Origin of the sequence: Acinetobacter junii, assembly GCF_018336855.1 — a bacterium.
In the GTDB taxonomy this organism is placed as follows: domain Bacteria; phylum Pseudomonadota; class Gammaproteobacteria; order Pseudomonadales; family Moraxellaceae; genus Acinetobacter; species Acinetobacter junii.
This window is the reverse complement of the sequence record NZ_CP059558.1, coordinates 3,186,090-3,209,432: the sequence shown is the minus strand read 5'-3', so window position 1 is coordinate 3,209,432 and position 23,343 is coordinate 3,186,090. Positions and strand designations below refer to the sequence as shown.

Below are 23,343 nucleotides of genomic sequence, written 5' to 3'. Positions count from 1 at the left end.
TAAGTTTGGTTCACGGATCAACCTTCGGAAGCTCGAAAGAGCTTTCGAATACTAGGTTAAGCGTATGGCAAATTTAAAAGAAATTCGCGCCAAAGTAGCTAGTATCAAAAGCACGCAGAAAATTACTCGCGCGATGCAAATGGTAGCTGCTTCTAAAATGCGTCGTGCGCAAGAGCGCATGGCTCAAGGCCGTCCGTATGCCGATAATATGCGCCGTGTAATTGCTCACTTAGTTCAAGCAAATCCTGAATATAAACACCGTTATATGGTTGATCGCCCTGTTAAGCGAGTTGGCTATATCGTGGTGTCTTCAGATCGTGGCTTGGCAGGTGGCTTGAACATTAATTTGTTCAAGAAAGTTGTGCAGCATGTCAAAGCACAACAAGAGCAGTCAATTGAAGTTGAATTTGCTTTGATTGGTCAAAAAGCGGTTTCGTTTTTTAAGAATTACGGCGGTAAAGTGCTTGGTGCAACGACCCAACTTGGCGACGCGCCGAGTTTGGAGCAGTTAACTGGCTCTGTACAAGTTATGCTTGATGCATTTGATAAAGGCGAATTAGATCGTATCTACCTCGTTTCAAATGGTTTCGTCAATGCGATGACTCAACAGCCTAAAGTAGAACAACTTGTTCCTTTAGCACCAGCGCAAGCAGGCGATGATCTCAACCGTACTTATGGTTGGGACTATATCTACGAACCAGAAGCAGAAGAATTGTTAAATGGTTTGTTGGTTCGCTACATCGAGTCTATGGTTTATCAAGGTGTGATTGAAAACGTTGCATGTGAGCAGTCTGCTCGTATGGTCGCAATGAAAGCAGCGACAGACAACGCAGGCCAATTGATTAAAGACCTACAACTCATTTACAACAAGCTGCGTCAAGCCGCGATTACTCAGGAAATTTCCGAGATCGTTGGCGGTGCCGCTGCCGTTTAACATTATTAAGTTTGAATTGAGGAGACAGCAATGAGTAGCGGTCGTATCATTCAGATCATCGGCGCGGTTATCGACGTCGAGTTTGAGCGCAATAGCGTTCCTAAGATCTATGACGCTCTCCAAGTTGACGGTACTGAAACTACTTTAGAAGTTCAGCAACAGCTTGGCGATGGTGTTGTTCGTACCATCGCAATGGGTTCTACAGAAGGTCTTAAACGTGGCCTTAATGTAACTAGCACAAATGCACCGATTTCTGTTCCAGTGGGTCCTGCTACGCTTGGTCGTATCATGGATGTATTGGGTCGCCCTATCGATGAAGCAGGTCCTGTAGCGACTGAAGAACGTTTGCCGATTCACCGTCAAGCACCTTCTTATGCTGAACAAGCAGCTTCTACTGATCTTTTAGAAACTGGTATTAAAGTAATTGACTTACTTTGCCCGTTCGCGAAAGGTGGTAAAGTTGGTTTATTCGGTGGTGCGGGTGTTGGTAAAACCGTTAACATGATGGAGTTGATCAACAACATCGCGAAAGCACACTCAGGTTTATCTGTGTTTGCTGGTGTTGGTGAGCGTACTCGTGAAGGTAACGACTTCTATCACGAAATGAAAGATTCTAACGTTCTTGACAAAGTAGCAATGGTCTACGGTCAGATGAACGAGCCACCAGGTAACCGTTTACGCGTAGCGTTAACTGGTTTGACTATGGCTGAATACTTCCGTGATGAAAAAGACGAAAATGGTAAAGGTCGTGACGTATTATTATTCGTCGACAACATCTACCGTTATACACTTGCGGGTACTGAAGTATCAGCATTGTTAGGTCGTATGCCATCTGCGGTAGGTTACCAACCGACACTTGCAGAAGAAATGGGTGTTCTTCAAGAGCGTATTACGTCTACTAAGTCTGGTTCGATCACATCGATCCAAGCTGTATACGTACCTGCGGATGACTTGACTGACCCATCACCTGCAACAACGTTTGCTCACTTAGATGCAACAGTAGTATTGAGCCGTGACATCGCATCTTCTGGTATTTATCCAGCGATCGATCCACTTGACTCAACTTCACGTCAGTTAGATCCATTGGTTGTTGGTCAAGAGCATTATGAAATTGCACGTTCTGTACAGAACGTATTGCAACGTTATAAAGAGCTTAAAGACATTATCGCAATCTTGGGTATGGATGAATTAGCTGAAGAAGATAAATTGGTTGTTTACCGTGCGCGTAAAATCCAACGTTTCTTCTCTCAACCATTCCACGTAGCTGAAGTATTTACTGGTGCTCCTGGTAAATTAGTACCGCTTAAAGAAACTATTCGTGGCTTTAAAGGTCTATTAGCTGGTGAATACGATCACATCCCAGAACAAGCGTTCTATATGGTTGGTGGTATTGACGAAGTGATTGCTAAAGCTGAGAAACTCTAATTTAAGGAGATCATCTCATGGCGACTATGCAATGTGATGTCGTAAGTGTTAAAGAGTCTATTTACTCTGGACAAGTTACGATGTTAATCGCAAAAGGTGCGGGTGGTGAGTTAGGTATTTTACCTGGACATGCACCACTTGTAACTTTACTCCAACCTGGACCGATTCGTGTTCAGTTGGAAAATGGTACGGAAGAAATTGTTTACGTATCTGGCGGTGTGTTAGAAGTTCAACCTCATGTTGTTACGGTACTTGCAGATAGTGCAATCCGTGCAGACAACTTGGATGAAGCTGCAATTATGGAAGCTCGTAAACAAGCTGAACAATTGCTAGCAAATCAAAAGAGTGATTTGGATTCTGCTGCTGCACTTGCTGCGTTGGCTGAAACAGCTGCTCAGCTTGAAACGATCCGTAAAATCAAGAATCGTGCAATGTAATTGCAGATTTAAGATTGAAAAAGCCACCGTCAGGTGGCTTTTTCATTTAGAGTGACTTTATGAATCTGACAATTATCACAATTGCCTTTATAAAAAGGTTCAGTAGCAATACGATCAAGAACAGATATTCTTTAAGATATAAGAAAATAATGCTTAGTTTATTTAAACTTTTTTTATTTGGTAATCTGTGCGTGAAGCATAAATTAAGGATATATTTAACAATCTAGCAACTCGCTTAACAATAGTGATCGGAAGTAAGAGTTTGCTGATTTTTCTATATTTGCAATAACGAATAGATCTTATAAAAATTCAATTAGGAAGTATATGTTACCGAGTAATGTCTTAAAGTTGCGTTTAGATCGCATCGAACAACAAGGGCATCATTTATCTGTCAAAGACCAATTGAAGCTGGTAACGCTCACCCAACCTGATTTAACTGCAAATATTTACACACAAATATTTAATCTTACTTTACCCAAGATTTGGAATTTTCGTCATTCCACCAAAGAAGATATTCATTGTTCTTTACGTTTAATTCAATTAATTACAGAGACCTTTATTCCTGCTTATAAGTTCCATGCACAAAAAAATGCATGGCTAGAGCAGTGTTTAGCATTTCGTTTGCAATATTCAGAAGAAAAATTTAGCTCAAATGAAATTCAAACGATTTTGTTGCAGTTATCAGAGTGCAAAGATGGTGAATTAAAACTGAGTGTTTTGAAACAACTGTGTGATGAATACGATATTGTTGAAATCAAATTGAATCTTGCGAAGTTGTATGTGCGTTTGGAAAATTGGCATGCAGCTATAGAAATCTATGATCGTGTATTCCAGCAACAACCTACACAGCATGAAGATATTCACTACGATTACATTCAAAGTCTGTTAAATCGTAATCATTATTCGAATGAACATGGTCATGGTGATATCGTTGAAGCTTTGGATCGACTAGGAAATCTTGATCAGATTCAACAGCAAAAACTACACGATGAACTGACACGACGAGCTGTAGGCTTATTATTGCCTGAGAATCTCAACTCGCATATTGTGCAATCTCCAAAACCATTTATACATCTTCAGCATAAGCTAAAGTTCGTTGGATACTCTTTAAATCATTGGCTATCGGCTGATGAGTTTGTTGTACCTTATTATAAAAATAGAATTGAACAAGCACCTAAATTGCTCAATAACCAAGAGGTGGTTATGCATTTAGATCGCCATAAAGCAGCAAATGCAGCACTACAGAAAATATTAATTGGGCGAGATTTAAAATTTGTTAGTGGAATTAACGCTGCAAATCATAGCTTAGGATTTATTTGGAATTATTTTCATATAAACCCTTTGGTTTTAGATGCGCTTGTCACTGCTTCAAAGGGTGATCCAGAAGCATTTTATAATTTAAAACAGATTCCAGCACCTGATTATAATCATGATGCTGCTATGCAGCAGATATCATCTTATTTGGCTAAACAACAAGTAGCATATAACTTGAGCCAACAGGGACATAGTATTGAGTTTGTAGAGCATTCACATTTAGCTGGATTTGACCTTATTGTGGATGGTACACCGATGCAGGTTAAATGCACGCTTGATACTGAAAAAGTCGAAAAATTTGCGCAGAGCTATCCACATATTGCAATTATCGTGAATATTGAACTGGCTCATTTGCAAGAAAAATACCCATCGGTTTTTGCTGATTTAGCACTAAGTTATGAGTCAGTACAACGCACTGCTCAGCAAAGCTTACAGCAAGTCGTTGGACGTGAGGATTTTTTACCGATCCCTTTAATGAATACAGGTTTTGCCGTCTATCGTAATTTTAATAAAGTACAAACTAGACAAACAGTACGCCCTTTTCTGCAATACAAATCGTCTAACTCTACTATGAAAAATGGTTTGGCTTTAGGAGCAGCAATCGGTGGGATGGTCTCAGGTTCGATCGGTGCTTTTTTTGTTGGGGGACTAGCGATTTATCGAACTTGGCGTGTTCAGAATAAAGAACAAACCAAATCGGCTCATGAGAAACAACAAATCATTGCGCAAAGAAACCAAGTCATGGATTTGTTGATTGATTTTGCGGAATGGTTTACTCACGACTTACTCAAGTATCGGATTGATTTATATGCCTACCAACTCAGACAAATTGAAATGAAGCTGATGGGGCAGATACCTGAGCTGTCTCTTTCTACTTTGCTGTTTGCCTATAAGTTTGAAGCACATCATCGAGCGGTAAAGTTGTATGAATGGATGCAGCAACAATTGACGCATGACAATCCCAAACGCAAAGTACAAGCAGGCTGGGTGGCATTAGCACAGTCAGATCAGTTTATGTCGATTGAGTTGAAGCAACGTCTTAATCAATTAAATACTGTATTAGATCAATATAAAAAGATGACTCAAATGGGGCATGATTTTCAAAATCTAAGCAAGCAGAAAGCTAATACTTCAGTTTCTATGCCATCGTATCAGATACAACCCATCAAAATGAGTTATGAGATTTGATGCTGGCGTAATCCTAATTACTCATCATAAAAAAGAGCGCTCTCAAGCGCTCTTTTTTATGTATTTTATTTTGCTAATTCAGCTTCAATTGCATTAACGATGCGTTCATCATCCGCTGTAATATCTGGTGCAAAACGCGCCACAATTTCACCATTTTTATTTACCAAGAATTTTTCAAAATTCCATAAAACTTCAGGCGGATTGTTTGGCGTTAAACCATAATCAACTAAATCTTTCCACCAAGGACCTTCACCAATACGTTCAGGGATTGCTTGAGTTAGAGTTTGATAGAGTGGATGTTTGTCATCGCCAGCAACAGAGATTTTTGCAAATAAAGGGAAATGAACATCGTAATTTAATGAACAGAATTGCTGAATTTCATCATTACTACCAGGTTCTTGCTCTAAGAAGTTATTTGCTGGAAAACCTAAGATTTCTAAACCTTGATCTTTCTTCGCTTGGTACAGTTTTTCCAAACCTTCATATTGGGGAGTTAAGCCGCATTTAGATGCGACATTGACGATTAAAAGTACTTTACCTTGGTATTGTTCAAGGTCGACTTCCTGACCTTTGATATCCTTAACAGGAATGTGATAAACCGATTGGCTCATGGAATACGTCCTAATTTGTTGTTGTGACAAGACTTGTTTGTTTTAACTGCTTATTTATCAGAGTGCAATCTTATTCATAGTAATCAATACAAATAATGAGCAAAAGAAGAAAGCTGAATTAGGTAGATGCATTTTTGAGTTGAATAGGTGTTTGTCCCGTATAGCGTTTAAAAAATTCGATAAAACTTGAGCTGTGTTGATAACCTAGAGAAAACGCAAGTTGTTTAATGGTCATCCCTTGGCGAATTTGATTGATCGCATAGATGATCTTAGCTCGATTGCGCCATTCTGCTAAAGATAGCTGTAACTCTTGTTGGCTGAGGCGAAACAGATGACGTTCACTGAATGTAAAGTGCTGTAGGATCTGTTGTAGGCTCATATGAAATAATTCAGGATTCGCAAGTTGATCGAGGATCGGAGTTAATGTTGGATGAGTGCTTTGCGGCAAATAATGTGTATATGCTGGAGCTTGTTTTAGTTGATCGAATAACACTTGTAATAAATGTTCAAGATATTCGGGTGCAGGATTTTGCTTTTGTTGCTCTAGAATTTGAATGACCAAGGCGCGAAAAAAAGGTTGAATACTAAAACAGCGGCAGACATCGCCTAATGCATCTCCGAAACGAGGATGAAGTCGGATGCAAATATAATGAATTTCATGTTCAACAGGCAGTGATTGGTGTTCTGTCCGTGGTGGTAGCCATAGCCCATAGCTTGGCGGTGATAAATAATATTTTCCTTCAATATCAAACTCTAGTGTTCCATTTAAACTAAAATTAAAGTCACCCCAAAGTGAAGAGTGAGGGCTAACAACGTCATTCTTTTGATAGAGAAATTCATGCACCTCTATACCAGTTAAGAATGGAAATTGTTGGGTACCGTCAAACTTCATTTGGATTCTCAACTTTTAATTTTCACAAGTGACTTTGGGATTATTTAAGCCTTTGGCTAAAGTAAAAATGCTGATCAAGGCTAAAGCTACAAAGCTAATTACACCATAAATTAAGATATTTTCATTGAAGTGATCAACGACATAACCACCTAATAATGAGCCAACAGCAATCATGACTTGGAACATGCCAACAAATAGAGGCATTCCTTTTTCAACAGCATTGGGTGCATGAACAAACATCCAAATATTCGCGGAAGTAGGAAAAGCTCCAAAGGCAAAACCCCAAAGTGCGGTGAGGATGACAGCACCCAGTTCATGCACTGCAAATATTGGGAAGCCAAAGAACACAACTGCAAAGCAGAACCCCACAAAAGCAAGCGTATAGCGAACATTTAAATTGCCACTATAACCTGCGAATGCATTCCCAAACACACCAGCAATTCCATAAAGTAACAGGAGAGAACTAATGGTGGTGCCATCAAAACCTGCGATATTTTTAAAGAAAGGGGCTAAATAACTATAGGCACAGAAATGTGCTAAACCAATTAAGAGTACAATCAACATGCCACTACGTGCTTTGGGTATTCTTAACAGCGCAGGAAGATCACGCAGGTGAATAGCGGATTCAGGATTTAATTTGGGTAAGAAGATGATTTGTAATAAGAGGACTATTAAGCCAATCGCTGCCGTTATTCCAAATGCGCTCCGCCATCCGTAGAACTCGCTGAGCCATGTGCCTATAGGAACGCCTAATACCGTTGCAAAGGTTACACCTGCCATGACGACTGCGGTTGCCTTAGCGATGGGCAGATGAGCAGGAGCAAGTTTGCCACTCAAAGCAATTGCTGTTGCCCAAAAGCCTCCAATTGCAATTCCTAATACTAACCTGCTCAGTAAGAGGATATTAAAACTCTCAGCAAATGCAGTAATGGTATTTGCTATCACCATGATCGCAGTCAGTAGAATTAAGACATAACGACGATCTAGTTGTTTCACTGATATCGGGAGAAGGGGTGCTGCAAATGCTGCCATGACGCCTGGTAGAGTGATAATCAAACCCGCTGTGCCAATAGAAATATTCAAATCAGCTGCAACACTGTTGAGTACACCTACGGGGAGAAATTCACTGGTCACCAGTGCAAAAGCGCCGATCGCGACTGCGAGAATCGCATACCAACTCCCTTGATTTTTCGTAGATGATGCGCCATTAGATTCGGGAGAGTAAGAGTTTTCCATATAAAATTCCTTTATTGTTAGATGCGTAACAATAAAATTTTGAATACTGGTTAAATTTTTATAACGATCGTTAGAAAATAAAAATAGTTGATAAAAATAGATGCGTCAATTAATTTAATAATGATCGTTATGAAAATATCTGTGGCTTTTATGAAAGATACGCATGAATCTCACCTAATGCCTTGTGATAATAGCCTTAAAAAGAAACGTGGTCGCCCAAAGTGTTTTGATGAACAACAAGCCTTACAAAAAGCAATGCTATTGTTTTGGGAACATGGCTTTGAAGCGACATCGATGAGTGATTTAACTCAAGCTTTAGGGTTAACTGCACCAAGTTTATACAGTAGCTTTGGTGATAAGGTGGGACTTTTTTATAAGTGTATCGACTACTATTTGGCTCATGAAGCATGTCCAATTGAAGCGATTTTCTTAGAGGCGAAAACTGCCAAAGTCGCATTTGAATTATTTCTTTATGACAATGTACAACGTTTGGTTCAACCCAATAAACCTACAGGTTGCATGCTTGTCGTTGCTACCATGAATTGTTCTGATCATGCGCAGACAGTGCAGCATACTATTCTTGAAAAGCGCCTGAAGACCAAACAAAAAATGCTTGAGCGTTTAAAACAGGGTGTAGAAAATGGTGACATTGCTCAGTCTACCTCTCTACAAGAGATAGCAGATTTCTATGCAACAGTCTTACAAGGATTGACTGTGCAAGCACGAGATGGTGCAACGGTTCAACAACTGCATAAGGTGGTTGAACACGCAATGCGTAGCTGGGATTTATTCTAAATTTGATGTCTAAACAGCGATATAAATGTCTGAAATACGATATTTAAATTGATTTAGACATCTTTCAGAATATTCGCATTACTTAGAAAATGCGGGAAAGTGGATGGGTCAGCTAAGCAAATATCAAAAATGGGTGTTTATCTTACCTCTCATTGCTGTTTTCATTTGGTCATTGAACATTGCGGTGACTCGTTATGTTGCAGATTATATTTCACCTGCCAGTATTAGTTTTTATCGGTGGTTTGTCGCTTTTATTATCCTGACGCCATTCAGGCTACCCAAAGTTTGGCAACAACGTGCTTTGATTCGACCTTTGATTGGACGTTTAGCTGTGCTAAGTGCTTTTGGTATGGTGTTATATCAAGGTCTCTCATATACCGCGGCACATTATACGACGGCGACCAATATGGGCATCGTCAATGCATTTGTTCCCATTTTTACTATATTTATTTCATATTTGATTTTAAAGGATAAACCTAATCGTTTTGCGATCTTTGGTAGTTTATTGTCCTTTGCTGGATTGATCTATGTGATGAGCCAAGGTCAGCTTTCTAGTTTGTTTGCTCAAGGTGGGCATTGGGGAGATGCTGTCATGGTGATTGCGGTAGGATTCTATGCATTTTATGGGGTGTTTCTCAAAAAATGGCAAGTCCAGTTACCCTTGATGACCAGTTTATATGTCCAAATAGGGTTTGCATTGTTATATCACGTCCCATTTTTATTATATTTAGGCTTGGATGCGATTGATGCAGAGAATGCCATGAGTGTGCTTTATGCTGGTATGTTTCCATCTTTGATTGCTCCCTTGTTATGGATGGTAGCAGTACAAGCGATTGGCCCAAATCGAACCAGTATTTTTATGAATCTTATGCCTGTATTTACGGCAGTGATAGCCAGTGTTTGGTTGGCCGAACAATGGACAATTTATCACTCGGTTGGCGGCATAACGATTCTCATAGGGATTATTTTGGCCCAAAAAAAGACAAAAAAAGTTGTTCAATCACAGTTGGAAACGGCGACTTAGTTGTGCATAAATGAGATAGTTTTGCTTAAAAGAGCAACAAACGAACGTAATTTTTTTATTAACTGTTTATTCTTTCTATATGATTTACAAATATATTTTAAAGGAGTGCCTCATTTGTGATTCTGAAAAAGATCAATAAAAATAAAAATATATTTTTATTGGATCTTTAAAACTGACAAAAAAGGTACGCTTTTCACTTTTTTTGTTAGATAAATAATATATTTGTATAAGATGAATGATTGATCCATAATACTCAACACAGCAAGATGATTCGTTTTAGAATGAATGAGTTGCTTACCAAATTTGCGAACCCTCTGGATGTGATGATACACATCCTTTTTATGCTCAGTTATCCCTATATAACTGAGCTTTTTTTTATCTGCTATTCATGTAATTAAGCGCGAATCACTTCACCTGTTAGTGCATTTAGAATACGACTTGGTTCTTGGCTCAAGCCTAATTTACCATCTAGATAATGCAGAGATGAACCAAAATAAGCTTGTGCTTCTTCTAAACTTTTTGCTGGAGTTAAGCCTGCAGGATTTGCGCTTGTCGATACGATAAATCCACCAAATGAATCACATAGCTCTACACACAAAGGATGTGTTGTTACACGAACAGCAACCAAAGAGTGTTGTCCTTTAATCCAAGTCGGGATGTGTTGATCGGCTGGAAGTAGCCATGTTGTGGCACGTTCGGTCTCTTGACGATTTGACCAACTGGCAATCACTTGGTTGCGGAGGTTGGATTCTAGGTTCTGTAGTAGATGTTCTACTTGTTCTAGATGCCCAGCTAATAAAATCACGCCTTTTTCAACTGGACGATGTTTTAACTCAAGAATGTCTTGAAATGCTTGTTGATTAAAAGGATCACAGCCCAAACCCCAAACGGCTTCTGTTGGATAGGCGAGGACTTGTCCTTGTTTTAGACAATCAGCGGCTTCAGCAATCGAGTTTGTAATCATGTCTAGGTAGGTACTAACAGAAAAGATTGGCTATAGTTTAATGGATTGGACGACAACGTAAATAGCGACCACCTTGTTGTATGCACAAACCTAGTAACTCTAATTCCATTAATTGAGATGTGATTTCAGAGATCGGTGCTGGATAGCGTTGGCTGAGTAAATCTAAATCCTGTCCAATCCAATCTAAATTCTGATACAAGCTAATCAAATGTGGTGGAAGTGTTGAGTGCTGTTCTACAGCATCTTTAGTGTGTTGTTGGGTCTGCCAATGTGTAGGTAATGCTAAATCTTCAATAATCTGTTCAGGATGATCGACCAAAACAGCCCCTTCACGAATAAGTTGATGACAGCCTTGATGGTATTCACTGTAAATATGACCAGGGATAGCAAATACCATTTTACCTTGATTGGCTGCTTCATTCGCCGTAATCAACGATCCACTTTTTAGTGCTGCTTCAACCACTAAGACACCTAAACTTAAGCCACTAACAATCCGATTTCGTCGTGGAAAATGTTGTTGTAATGGGAGTGTCGTAGGAAGAAACTCTGTGATGATGGCACCTGATTGAGCAATTTGTTGTGCCAATGGTTTATTTTGAGTGGGATAAACGGTATCTAACCCAGTACCTGTGACAGCGATACTTCGATGATGTGCTAAGCCACCGCGATGAGCAGCTTCATCAATCCCATGTGCAAGACCACTGGTAATATAAAATCCTTTCTCACTAAGGTAATAAGCAAAATCATAAGCCACTTGGCGACCATGTGGACTAGGTTTGCGGCTCCCCACTAATGCAATTTGCGGTTGCAGTAAAGCTTGAAGATGACCTTGACCAAATAATATGGGTGGATGGTCTGCATAAGGTATGAGTTGTTTGGGATAGTCAATATCGTGTGGCGTCACGATAAAGTCACAGTGCTTCAAAATCAGTTGAACTATCTGTTCAAATTGTTTTTGACCTTGTGTACTTTGAAATTCTTCTAAACGTTTTAGATGGTTTGCATGTAAACCGAGTTGATACCACTCAGAGAATCGGTGGCTTTGTGTTGCTTGTTCACAACTCCCAAAATGTTTCAGAATTTTGTGAAAGCTGGATAGGGAATGTTGAACCAAATACCACACCAACACGGTATGGTAGTGGCGGGGTGATAATTGATTCAACATAGTTTGTTCTTAGTCATCCAAGCGTGGTGGTTGGATGTTTGAACCGACCTTGATTGGTAGTTCACTTTCTAAAACGTAGGCATAGCTGATACGATCAAAACTCTTGAAGATCATCAAGCTACCCACATATTGTCCAGGTAATTTAACTTTCTCTTTAGTTTTTGGATCTTGTACGATCTCACCCTCTTGGTAGGTGCTAAAGACTTGACCAATTTCAACGCCATCAGCAGTACCACGATCAACAGTGACAACACCATTTTTTGCGGCTGTACCAATCGATCCTAATACACGAATCACTTTACCGCCATCGCGTACTTGTTTTGCATCGATAGGATAGAACAAGGTTGGTAACATTGCCTCTTGTTCAAGCATCACGCGATCACCACGACGAACTTCGCCGTTATAGCTATCAGTGAGTTCAACCGTAGTAATGTCGTTTTCATTGCGCACAGCAACACCAGATGCGACTTGAAGTAATTCAACACCTAGGTTTTGCTTTTTGCCTTGCTCATCGACAACGATGTAAGGTTCACCTTCACGGTAAACGCCATAACGCTGACCATTTTCTAGACCTTGACCACGGACGTAAACACTTTGTCCTTTGCCTGCAAGCACGCGATTGTCAGCTGTGCCTAAGATATAAGGGGTATTCGCAATTGCATCCGCTGGTAATACTGAACTACGTTCTAACCATTGTTGAATATGAGCCAATGGAATAACTGGCACACTATTGTTCAATGCTTCGATACGTACTTGCGGACGTAAAGTTGTTCCACCACCTGTATAACGACGAATAATACCGTCACAGCCGTCACCTTCATCTTTACCGATTAACGGTTTGCCATTCAAACTACAGAGTAGTAAGCGGTCACCTGGATAAATCCAGTGAGGATTCTTAACGTGTTTATTGCTTGCCCAAATTTCTGGCCAGCGCCATGGTTTACTTAAAAACTTGCCTGAGATATCCCAAAGGGTATCGCCTTTTTTCACTACATAGACATGTGGTGCCCCAGCTTTGACAGAGGGTGGGCTAACATTAGGGCTTGCTGCATGCGTTATATTTACCGTCATGCCTAATCCTGCACAGATGGCAACAGCAATCAGTTGTTTTTTTAACCCCAAGGCATGAAATGAGTGTATGCCGTTTAAAACCTTTTTCATTATCATAATTCCTAAAAATTATGTGTGTAGTTGCGCTATAATAACGACTTTACACACAATTTTTTGATCAAGCATTCCCTTCAGTTGGTTTTCTGATCAATGGCATAAATGAGGAACAGTATGGCCTTATTACCTATTTTAAGTTTTCCTGATCCCCGTCTTCGTACCATTGCTAAGCCAGTCGAAGAAGTCACTGATGATATTCGTCAGCTTGCAGCAGATATGTTAGAAACCATGTACGAGGCACCGGGTATAGGTTTAGCGGCAACTCAGGTTGATCATCATATTCAGCTTATTGTCATGGACCTTTCTGAAGAGAAAAATCAACCGATGGTGTTCATTAACCCCAAAGTCACTCCACTGACTCAAGAGACTCAGCCGTACGAAGAAGGCTGTCTCTCTGTGCCTCAAATATACGACAAAGTTGAGCGTCCGTCACGTGTAAAAATTGAAGCAATTAACCTTGATGGTCAAGCATTTGAGTTAGAAGCTGACGAACTTCTCGCAGTTTGTATCCAACATGAAATGGATCACTTAAATGGCAAACTTTTTGTTGATTATTTATCGCCATTAAAACGTCAGCGTGCACGTGAAAAGGTTGAGAAAGTAGTACGCCAGCGTGAAAAAGAGAAAGTTGCCGTGAAGCGCTAAGCTCATCGTTGGTTTTTCGTGATGCCATTATTGTTTCGCAGTGGTTTATTATTCGCATTTACCGCAGTCTGTTTGCAGATTGCGGTCTTTTTGCAGCCTCTACTGCCGAAGCAATATCAAATCGCACCAGTCTGTGAAACGATTACCAAAGCTTTACTGTTACCTCAGGTACAAGCTGAGCAAAGTCAATCACAGCATCATGCTCATCATCATTCACATCAACTCGAACAAGCACCCGCATCTACATCTTCGCACGATCATCACGATCCCAATCATCAATGTCAGTACTGTACGGTATATGCCAATTTAGTGTTGCCGCCTGATGTTGGTGTCAAAGAAATTTTAGTTCGTGTTCAAGTACGTTTAGTCACATTTCAGCAAACATTTCATCATGTTTATTTTGCGCTACAACGACTTTTTCTATTGCCACAAGGGCGAGCCCCACCTGTTTTCGCATAAATCAAAGCACTTTTTCTTAGGGTTTGTATGAACTCTAAGCCCGTTTTATTTATGTTTTAAGAGAAGACATCTCATGGCACAGCCTAAATTTTTATTACAACCCTTAACGGTTGCGATTCTTGCTGCCTCAAATTCGAGCTTACTTTGGGCAAATTCTGAAGATTTATCGACTCAGCAACGTGTTGAAGCAAAGCTTGCACCTATTGTTGTGACTGCTCAACAACCGAACCAAAATAATGGTTTAGTCATTGAAGCTGATCCTAAACAACCCATACAACCTGTACCAGCAACTGATGGTGCTGATTATTTGCAAAGCATCTTAGGCTTTAGCGCCATCAAAAATGGCGGAACGAATGGTGATGTTACATTTAGAGGAATGTTTGGTTCTCGGATAAAAATGCTTGTGGATGGAAGTGAGAGTTTAGGTGCTTGTCCACAACGAATGGATGCCCCGACTTCATATATTCAGCCTGAAAGTTTTGACAAAATTACGGTAGTGAAAGGTCCACAAACTGTTCAATACGCAACGCCTGGCTCTGCAGCAACGGTGATTTTTGAGCGCCAACCAGAGAACTTGAGCAAAGATCAGCCTTATCGTGGACAAGCGAGCGTCTTGATCGGTTCATATGGGAGACTCGATCATAATGTAGAGGCTGCGATTGGGGATGAGAGCAAATATGCGCGATTAAATGCTAATCGTTCTGTCTCAAATGATTATCAAGATGGTGATGGTCAGACGGTTCATTCAAATTGGGAACGCTGGAATGCCGATCTTGCCTTAGGCTGGAAGCCTTCAGAAGATTCTTGGCTAGAGTTTCGTGCGGGTAAAGCAGATGGCGAAGCGGCATATGCAGGTCGTACTATGGATGGTTCGCAATTTAAACGCGAAAGTTTAGCTTTGCATGCGGAACAAAAGAATATCACTGAGGTGATTAAGAAGATTCAAGCACAGATTGATTACAGTTATAACGATCATGTGATGGATAATTTTAGTCTACGCACACCTCCGATGACCACGATGAAAATGCACGGTATGGAGATGACTGTACCGAACAAAATGTCGATGCGTGTTGATCGTCGTACCTTAAATACACGTCTAGCAGTAACAACCGATTGGGATAAATTTAGCGTGATTTCGGGTGTAGACACGCAACAGAATAAGCATGGTGGCGATATGATGATGTATGCCATGCCGAAGATGAACATGCCTTATGCGGAAGACTTGAAGTTTCAATCTTATGGTGCATTTAGTGAGTGGACTTATGCGATTGATCAAGATCAAAAAGTCGTAGCAGGAGCACGTGTCGATCAAGTCAAAATAGACAATCTGCAAAATGCTAAAAATCGTAAAGATACTGTACCAAGTGGTTTTGTACGCTTGGAAAAGAGTCTCCCAGAACATGGTTTAAAGACTTATCTAGGTTTGGGATATGTGGAACGTACACCTGACTTTTGGGAGTTGTATAGCACCACGACAGATCATGGTGTAGGTTCCACAGATATGATGGGTAAAACCACATATAAAATGGTGGATAATCTAGACAACCTGAACAATGAGCGCACAGCACAATTGGATCTCGGTTTGCAAGCAGAGCATGGTGCATGGAGTACTTGGGCATCAGTTTATGCTGGATTAATCAAAGATTTCATCCTACTTGAATACAATACACCAGATAAAAGAAAACCACTTGCACGTAATGTTGATGCCACAATTGCTGGGGCAGAGGCTGGGGTAGGTTATCAATTTAATGATCATTTCCAAGCAGATATTTCAGCAATGTATGCGTGGGGTGAAAATAGGTCAGATGATCGTGCTTTGCCACAGATAGCGCCTTTTGAAGCGCGTATGAATCTTCGTTATGTGGATGAAAAATATAGTCTAGGATTGTTATGGCGTGCCGTTGCAGAACAAGATCGTATTAGTCTCAATGAAGGGAATGTGGTTGGTTATGATATGAATGAAAGTAAAGCGTTTAATACCTTGGCGATCAATGGAACATATCAATTGACCGATGCAGTCGATGTTTCGGTAGGCGTTGATAACCTTTTAGATAAGGCTTACACCGAGCATTTAAATAAAGCAGGCGCTTCGATGTTCGGTTATGCAGCCAGTGAGCAATTCAATAATATTGGACGTAATTATTGGATGCGTATGAGTATGAAGTTCTAAGGAATAACAAAACAAGGTGGGAATTCCACCTTGTTTTATTTTGTAGTTAAGCCAAGCAATCTTGTTTTGGCATCAAACTATCGCAGTACAACGGATTTAAAGCACATTGTAGGTCATCAATTTGTTCTTGGGTCACATAGCCTTTAGCTTTGAGATATTCTGCAACGCGATCATCTCTTAAACTTAAGAATGCTGCATCGTAAACTCCTAAATCTACAAATAAAGCAGCAGTTTCTAAGCTATTAAAATGATCTAAAAATACGTCATTTTCATACATCAGGAATACATGGTCTAAGTCTGCATTCGTATCGACTTTGAGTCGTTGTGCAAGCTCTAAAGGACGTGTTTTGATAAACAGTAAATCGGTCAATTCATCAAATTGTGATTTATCGAGTTGATGTGTGCCTGTTTTAACGTGCCCTAACCATGCTTTAAAGACGAGAACTGCACCACCACGAAGTAGCATGCTCCACATTTGATGGCGTGTATCGTGATCTAGATGTGCAGATTCATTTTCCAAGGCTTTAACTAGATTCTCTTCTTGCTGAGCTAATTTATCAAAAAGCCCTAAACCTTGCGGATGATATGCAGCTGGTGCAAAAACATCAAAATTCAGATCGTGAAACACTTTTAGCGCGAGAGGAACAGCCGCTTGATATAGTGTATTTAATGCACGAGTGTGTAGTTCACTGAGCTTGCTTTGTTCGAAAATTTGTTGCCAGTCAAGTTCTGGAAGTAGCGCATTTGCACTATATTGGCGATAAAATTGTAATGCGGTATGTTCTGAAGTGGCTGTATTGCTATTCATGATCAATGTCCTTTTTGGCGAGAGTAAGAAACCAAAGGATTGATGCATTGGTTTCTTGCAATTTGATCAATTTATGCGTGATTTAAAAAGCAAGTAGAATACGACTAAAGTTGTAGATATGGATTTTTATGTTATAAAATTATTTAAAATCAATGATATATATAATTGTAAGTAAGTGTACAAACGTTCACTAATGTAAGTGGTTTATTTTGCCATAGTCAACTACTGTTTGAGCATTTTGGTCAATTTTTTAGCAACCAAAATGCTTTTTGTTGATCACTTCTGCCTATATCTAAAAATATTATGCTAGTCGCTGATCATTAATGGGCGTTTGATCCTTCTAACTTAATTTTTGTGCATCGGCATAATTTTTAATCCCGAAAGCCACGAACGCAGACCTGCTGGTTTTAGTGGTTTTTTCAGTAAGACGATATTCTGTTGTTTAAGTTTTTGCGGTAACTCTGGGTCAGAATCCGCAGTGATGAGTGCAACAGGAATGTGGGCAGGGCGATGCTGTTCGATAAAATCGAGTCCACGTTGATCATGATTTAAATGTTGATCAATTAGCCAAACCTGAATATCTTCATGTTGGATCAGCTCTAATGCTTCTGCTGGTTCAGTGGCAGTAAAGATTTGATAACCCCATTTGCTGAGTAAAGTCCGCATACCTTCCAAAATCGTTTCATCATTATCCAAACATAAAACTTTATAAGCCGTATGTTGTAAGGCGGTCATTTGTGGTGAGGCGACTTGGATTTTTGGAGCTTCTGCTAGAGGTACTTCAATCATAAAACAAGAACCTTTACCCAACTCAGAATAAACTTGAACAGGGAAATCTAGTAAGCTCGTCATACGTTGCACAATCGCTAGACCTAAACCAAGTCCTTGCTCACCCCATGGTGAAGTATGTCCACAACGTTCAAACTCTTGGAAAAGTTTTACGCGTTGTTGTTCATTAATACCAGGTCCTGTATCCCACACACCGATTCGAATATGATTCGGACGTTGAGCTGAACGTAGCACACCCACTACAACACGACCTTGAGCGGTGTAACGTAATGCATTGCTGACAAAATTTTGGATTATTCGTCGCATCCATTGTGGATCAGTGTCTACCCAAAACTTAGTGTCATGCACTTTGAGTTGAATATTGCGTTGAGCTGCGATGGATTTAAATTGCAATTCGAGATCACTCAACAAATCATGTAATGAATATGCTTGGCGCTTCGGTTGAATGGTTCCACCTTCGAGGCGAGCAATATCTAAAAGTGCGGATAACATACTCTCTGCACCATAGAGTGCACGGTCTAGCTGTTGAAGGGTGAGTTGATCATCTGGATTATCAATACTTTGCTCAAGTGCAGTACTAAACAGTCGTGCCGCATGCATCGGTTGCAATAAGTCATGGCTTGCAGCAGCCAAGAATCGACTTTTGGATTGATTGGCTTTATCGGCTTGTTCAAGTGCTAACTGCTGTTCTGTCAATGCATCGGCAAGCTGTCGGGTACGATCACGGACTCTTTCTTCTAAAACAGCTTCATTTTCACGGAACGCCGTAATATCTGCGAAAGTCGTGACAAAACCACCACCTTCGATTGGATTACCACGCATTTGAATCACAAGACCATCTTTACGAATCCGTTCAAATTCATGAGCACTTCCAACTTTCATCCAATGAATACGTTTACGAACATGTTCCTCAACTGGTCCTGGACCACATTCACCACGTTCAGCGTTATAGCGAATAAGATCGGCAATTGGACAGCCGACATAAACTAAATCTTTAGGGTAATCAAACAGTTTCAGATACTGATTGTTCCATGCAACTAAACACATATTTTTATCGACCACACTTACCCCTTGAGTCATGTGATCAATCATGGTCATCAGTAAGTTTTGGTTGAAACGCTGCCATTGTGAGGCTTGGTCTAAGATATTGGCGACTTGACCTAAAGCTAAACCATTATTGATCAAAGCAGTGGTCAATAATGTTCGTGCCGAAGCTGCACCAATGATCCCCGCTAAATATTGTTCAGTAAAACGCCACCACATCCCATTTGCGACATGATTTTCATTTAAAACCACATGATTTTGTTCACAAAATTGCTGGAATGCTTGGATTGTCGGTTTTTCACCTGTAATTCTTTTCGCGAGAGCGAGTAGGTCACCGACTTTTAATCGTGCGGCATTTTGATGTAAATCACTGAGATCTGTTGAAGTCTGTGCTGAAGGTAGAGGTTTGCTTTCGTAATAAAAGAAACTTTCAGCCTGAATTTGTTCAGCAATACTTGGGCGGTACAAGCGTGAAACCCAAATATACATGGCGATATTTAGTCCTAAAGACCATAAAACACCATGTGTTAATGGAACAAAAGATTCAAAACCTAATAATGCTTCTGGGCGTAAGCTATTAATATCAAAAGGACCAAACAGCAATAAATGTTGAGCAAAATTTTGATAATGCTCAGGAAGACTACGTAAAACTGTTGGGAATAACAGTGTATAGCTCCACATCACAAAGCCAACAATCAGTCCAGCGTATACTCCTTGACGACTAGCTCCTCGCCAGTACAAACCACCAATCAAAGCAGGTGAAAATTGTGCAACTGCACTAAAAGCGAGTAAGCCAAAAACTGATAGTTGGTTGATATCATTGAAAAAATGGAAAAACAAAAAGCCGAGCAGCATGACGCTGACAATACTGATCCGACGAGTTAATTTCAAAACACGTGGCAGTTGTTGATCTTGACGAGAAATGATCTTAAATCGCCAAAGTGCAGGCATGATCAAATCATTACTAAGCATGATTGAAAGTGCCACAGATGCAACCAATAACATTCCTGTAGAAGCCGAAAATCCGCCTAGAAATGCCAGTAATGTAAGCCATTCTTGTTGATAACTGAGCGGTAGTGCGAGCACCGCAATATCAGGTGTGCCCAATGATTCAGGCAATGAGTGTAATGCCCAACTTGCGATAGGAATAATCGCGATGATGGTCAAAATCAAATACGCTGCAAACCAACGTCGAGCACCACGGATATGTTTTTCATCGCGTAACTCAACCACTGCAACGTGGAACTGACGAGGCAGACAAATCATGGCTAAACCAGCCAGTAGCGTTTGCACCCAAAAGGTTTCTGGAACGCCAACTTGTTGTAAGTCATGAAAATGTTGACTGACATCGTTGCTGACTTGTTTAATATTTTCAGGCGATTGCAATAAGAAAAATCCTGCAACACAGAGGAGGGCGAATAATTTCACAAAGGATTCAAAGGCAACCGCCAGCATCAAACCGCCATGCTGTTCCGTGTGTGCAATATGTCGTGTTCCGAAAATCATTGCCAAAATAGCCAAAAGGGCTGTCAGCATTAACACACTGTTTGTTGTCGTAGTGACGTGTGCATTTTGTTCTAGAATGACCGATGCACTGAGTGCAATAGCACGTAATTGCAATGCCAAATAAGGAACAATAGCAATGACTGCTAAAATCGTGACGAGTGCAGCCAAACTTCCACTTTTACCGTAACGAGCAGCAACAAAATCGGCAATAGATGAAATGGCATGGTATTGGCGAATACGTCCCAACCGTTTCCAAATATCGTAGCCAAACCAAATAAATAGCAAAGGACCCAGATAAATCGGGAGGAAAATAACACCTTCTCGAACAGCAGCGCCTGTAGCACCATAAAACGTCCAAGATGAACAATACACGCCGAGCGTTAGGCTAAATAACAGCATACGACCGCGTGGACTCAAGCGGCTAGCGTGTTTTTCACCAAAGAAAGCACAGCCGAAAAGTAGCACGATATAGAGGGCGAGTACCCCGATAATAAGCCAACTGTTCATATTGCCCACGTGTTCAAATTCCATTTTTTATCATACCCGATGCTTCGCTTGCATGATGAGTTGAGATGTGCATTTAGAGACCAAAGTCTAAGTTACGAGTCAAGCATAATCTTGTTAACTTTAATTATGAAAAATCCCATTTGAAAAAGGGGTCCATGGTTGGACACAAAAATAAGGAGTCGGTTATGGATGATTCACAGGTAGAACAAATTCTACGTAATCCAAAGTTTCAAGAGATGGTGAGCAAGAAGCGTACTTTAAGTTGGACATTAACAGCAATTATGTTGTTTATCTACGTCGGCTTTATGCTTTTAGTTGGCTACAACAAAGAATTTCTAGCAAGTTCATTTAGCGGTGGTGTAACAACATGGGGGATGCCTCTTGGTTTGGGCATTATCGTGTTGTCCTTTTTGTTATGTGGTGTGTATTCATATATCGCCAACAATAAATTAGACCGTCTAAATGAAGAGGCTCTCAAGGAAGTTGAGGCGATCACACATGAAAAAGGAATGCACTGAGATGAAAGGGACGTCAATAAAAGCGAAACTCTTCGCTCTCACAAGCTTGGTGAGTTCTGGAATCGCCTACGCTGGACCAGACCTTGGAGCAGCAGAGCAGCAAGCAACCAACTGGCACGCGATCATTATGTTTATGATCTTCGTGGGTTTTACGCTGTTTATTACTAAATGGGCAGCAAAACAGACAACAAATGCTAGTGATTTCTATACGGCAGGCGGTGGTATCAGCGGTTTCCAAAATGGTTTGGCGATTGCGGGTGACTATATGTCGGCAGCATCGTTCTTGGGTATTTCCGCACTTGTTTTCAGTTCAGGTTTTGATGGCTTACTCTACTCGCTTGGTTTCATGGTGGGTTGGCCAATTGTATTATTCTTAGTGGCTGAGCGTTTACGTAACTTGGGTAAATACAATTTATCTGACGTGGTTTCTTTCCGCTTAGATGAGAAGCCAGTCCGTACCTTAGCCGCATTTAGTTCATTGGTTGTTGTTGCATTCTATTTGATTGCTCAAATGGTGGGTGCAGGTCAGTTAATCAAATTATTGTTTGGTCTGAACTATAACATCGCTGTTGTGATCGTTGGCTTACTGATGATGGCATACGTAATCTTCGGTGGTATGTTGGCGACCACTTGGGTACAAATCATCAAAGCGGTGATGTTACTCAGTGGAGCGACTTTCATGGCATTTATGGTAATGAAAGCCGTTGGATTTAGTTTCACGAATATGTTTAACCAAGCGATTGGTGTTTATAGCCAAGCGCATGGTATGAGCTGGGAAGAAGCTGCAAAAATCATGGGGCCAGGCAAACTCGCTGCAAACCCAATTGATGCACTGTCATTAGGTCTTGCTTTGATGTTTGGTACTGCTGGTTTACCACATATCTTAATGCGTTTCTTCACAGTTAAAGATGCAAAAGAAGCTCGTAAGTCTGTAGTTGTTGCAACTGGTTTTATTGGTTACTTCTATCTTTTAACTTTCATCATTGGTTTCGGTGCAATCTTGTTTGTTGCAAACAACCCTCAATTCCTTGATGTTGCAAAAGCTGCTATGACAGGAAAATTAGAGTTGGTCGGTGGTAACAACATGGCTGCGGTTCACCTCAGTGATGCTGTGGGTGGTGACCTATTCATGGGCTTCATCTCAGCAGTGGCTTTCGCAACAATCTTGGCGGTTGTTGCTGGTTTGACACTCTCAGGTGCTTCAGCAATTTCTCATGACCTTTATGCAAACGTATTCAAAAAAGGTAAAACGACTCCTCAATCAGAATTGCGTATGTCTAAAATTGCAACTTTAGGCTTAGCAATCTTTGCAATGATCTTGGGGATTTTGTTCGAGAAACAAAACGTTGCCTTCATGGTTGGTTTAGCATTCTCTGTAGCATGTTGTGCAAACTTCCCAGTCCTTGTTTTATCAATGTTCTGGAAAGGCTTAACGACTCGTGGTGCGGTTATCGGTGGTGTTGTTGGTTTAGTTGGTGCAGTGACTCTGATTATCTTATCAAAAGCAGTTTGGGTAGATACGCTTGCGATCTCAGAAACAGCACCAAACCCATTTAATGGTCCTGCATTATTTGCTATGCCATTATCGTTCTTATGCTGCTGGTTCTTCTCTGTAACAGACAAGTCAGCACGTGCTCAAAAAGAACGCAAAGCATTCGACGCACAGTTTGTTCGCTCACAAACAGGTATTGGAATCTCAGGTGCATCTGATCACTAAGTAGATTCTACGCTTTATTAAAAAGCCC

Annotated in this window: 19 protein-coding genes; 11 read left to right on the top strand and 8 right to left on the bottom strand. The window is 40.5% G+C overall.

The features are described 5' to 3' along the window. Positions 1-64: 64 nt before the first annotated feature. The 4 genes from atpG (at position 65) to H2677_RS14835 (ending at position 5,298) form a co-directional block, all read left to right on the top strand. The gene (gene atpG, locus H2677_RS14850) at positions 65-934 is read left to right on the top strand and encodes a F0F1 ATP synthase subunit gamma (RefSeq protein WP_004905540.1); all 870 of its coding nucleotides are present in this window, start codon (positions 65-67) and stop codon (positions 932-934) included. Between the two features lie 30 nt (positions 935-964). Beyond that, positions 965-2,359: a F0F1 ATP synthase subunit beta gene (gene atpD / locus H2677_RS14845; protein ID WP_004798063.1), complete on the top strand. Its 1,395-nt coding sequence runs from the start codon at positions 965-967 to the stop codon at positions 2,357-2,359. Between the two features lie 17 nt (positions 2,360-2,376). After that, positions 2,377-2,796, top strand: a complete 420-nt coding sequence (locus tag H2677_RS14840) for a F0F1 ATP synthase subunit epsilon (RefSeq protein WP_004905537.1) — start codon at positions 2,377-2,379, stop codon at positions 2,794-2,796. Positions 2,797-3,120: 324 nt separating this feature from the next. Further along, entirely contained in the window at positions 3,121-5,298 is a 2,178-nt protein-coding gene (locus tag H2677_RS14835) for a hypothetical protein (RefSeq protein WP_212638837.1), read from the top strand. A 65-nt stretch (positions 5,299-5,363) separates the two neighbouring features. Here H2677_RS14835 and H2677_RS14830 read toward each other — a convergent pair whose 3' ends face one another. The 3 genes from H2677_RS14830 to H2677_RS14820 form a co-directional block, all read right to left on the bottom strand. Next, the gene (locus H2677_RS14830) at positions 5,364-5,909 is read right to left on the bottom strand and encodes a glutathione peroxidase (RefSeq protein ID WP_004956561.1); all 546 of its coding nucleotides are present in this window, start codon (positions 5,907-5,909) and stop codon (positions 5,364-5,366) included. A gap of 118 nt (positions 5,910-6,027) precedes the next feature. Then, positions 6,028-6,801, bottom strand: coding sequence for a helix-turn-helix transcriptional regulator (locus tag H2677_RS14825; RefSeq protein WP_212638836.1), 774 nt, complete (start codon positions 6,799-6,801; stop codon positions 6,028-6,030). A 15-nt stretch (positions 6,802-6,816) separates the two neighbouring features. Then, a complete protein-coding gene (locus H2677_RS14820; protein WP_212638835.1) occupies positions 6,817-8,037 on the bottom strand; it encodes an MFS transporter in 1,221 nt (406 codons plus the stop codon). A 129-nt stretch (positions 8,038-8,166) separates the two neighbouring features. On the opposite strand from H2677_RS14820, the gene H2677_RS14815 reads away from it, so the two are divergent. Then, entirely contained in the window at positions 8,167-8,832 is a 666-nt protein-coding gene (locus H2677_RS14815; protein WP_171495825.1) for a TetR/AcrR family transcriptional regulator, read from the top strand. A 103-nt stretch (positions 8,833-8,935) separates the two neighbouring features. After that, the gene (locus H2677_RS14810; protein ID WP_212638834.1) at positions 8,936-9,856 is read left to right on the top strand and encodes a DMT family transporter; all 921 of its coding nucleotides are present in this window, start codon (positions 8,936-8,938) and stop codon (positions 9,854-9,856) included. Between the two features lie 394 nt (positions 9,857-10,250). On the opposite strand, the gene H2677_RS14805 is transcribed toward H2677_RS14810, so the two are convergent. From H2677_RS14805 to H2677_RS14795, 3 genes are read right to left on the bottom strand one after another with little or no spacing between them, the layout of a single operon-like run. Continuing rightward, positions 10,251-10,820 carry a Sua5/YciO/YrdC/YwlC family protein gene (locus H2677_RS14805; protein ID WP_199956066.1) on the bottom strand — a complete coding sequence of 190 codons (570 nt, stop codon included), beginning with the start codon at positions 10,818-10,820 and terminating at the stop codon, positions 10,251-10,253. Positions 10,821-10,857: 37 nt separating this feature from the next. Then, the gene (dprA, locus tag H2677_RS14800) at positions 10,858-11,985 is read right to left on the bottom strand and encodes a DNA-processing protein DprA (protein ID WP_075695884.1); all 1,128 of its coding nucleotides are present in this window, start codon (positions 11,983-11,985) and stop codon (positions 10,858-10,860) included. 9 nt (positions 11,986-11,994) lie between these two features. Continuing rightward, positions 11,995-13,146 carry a LysM peptidoglycan-binding domain-containing protein gene (locus H2677_RS14795; RefSeq protein ID WP_004905510.1) on the bottom strand — a complete coding sequence of 384 codons (1,152 nt, stop codon included), beginning with the start codon at positions 13,144-13,146 and terminating at the stop codon, positions 11,995-11,997. Between the two features lie 120 nt (positions 13,147-13,266). On the opposite strand from H2677_RS14795, the gene def reads away from it, so the two are divergent. The 3 genes from def to H2677_RS14780 all read left to right on the top strand — a co-directional run bounded on the left by def (position 13,267) and on the right by H2677_RS14780 (position 16,426). Further along, the gene (def, locus tag H2677_RS14790) at positions 13,267-13,797 is read left to right on the top strand and encodes a peptide deformylase (RefSeq protein ID WP_004905508.1); all 531 of its coding nucleotides are present in this window, start codon (positions 13,267-13,269) and stop codon (positions 13,795-13,797) included. A 21-nt stretch (positions 13,798-13,818) separates the two neighbouring features. Continuing rightward, on the top strand, positions 13,819-14,256 hold the full coding sequence (locus tag H2677_RS14785; RefSeq protein WP_212638833.1) for a DUF2946 family protein: 438 nt from the start codon (positions 13,819-13,821) through the stop codon (positions 14,254-14,256). A gap of 73 nt (positions 14,257-14,329) precedes the next feature. Further along, on the top strand, positions 14,330-16,426 hold the full coding sequence (locus tag H2677_RS14780) for a TonB-dependent copper receptor (protein ID WP_212638832.1): 2,097 nt from the start codon (positions 14,330-14,332) through the stop codon (positions 16,424-16,426). 46 nt (positions 16,427-16,472) lie between these two features. On the opposite strand, the gene H2677_RS14775 is transcribed toward H2677_RS14780, so the two are convergent. Together H2677_RS14775 and H2677_RS14770 are read right to left on the bottom strand one after the other, a co-directional pair. Then, entirely contained in the window at positions 16,473-17,234 is a 762-nt protein-coding gene (locus H2677_RS14775; RefSeq protein ID WP_212638831.1) for a hypothetical protein, read from the bottom strand. Between the two features lie 345 nt (positions 17,235-17,579). After that, a complete protein-coding gene (locus H2677_RS14770) occupies positions 17,580-21,080 on the bottom strand; it encodes a hybrid sensor histidine kinase/response regulator (protein WP_212638830.1) in 3,501 nt (1,166 codons plus the stop codon). 185 nt (positions 21,081-21,265) lie between these two features. On the opposite strand from H2677_RS14770, the gene H2677_RS14765 reads away from it, so the two are divergent. After that, entirely contained in the window at positions 21,266-21,598 is a 333-nt protein-coding gene (locus H2677_RS14765) for a DUF485 domain-containing protein (protein WP_004905493.1), read from the top strand. Between the two features lies 1 nt (position 21,599). Next, on the top strand, positions 21,600-23,315 hold the full coding sequence (locus H2677_RS14760; RefSeq protein ID WP_004905491.1) for a cation acetate symporter: 1,716 nt from the start codon (positions 21,600-21,602) through the stop codon (positions 23,313-23,315). Positions 23,316-23,343: the final 28 nt, after the last annotated feature.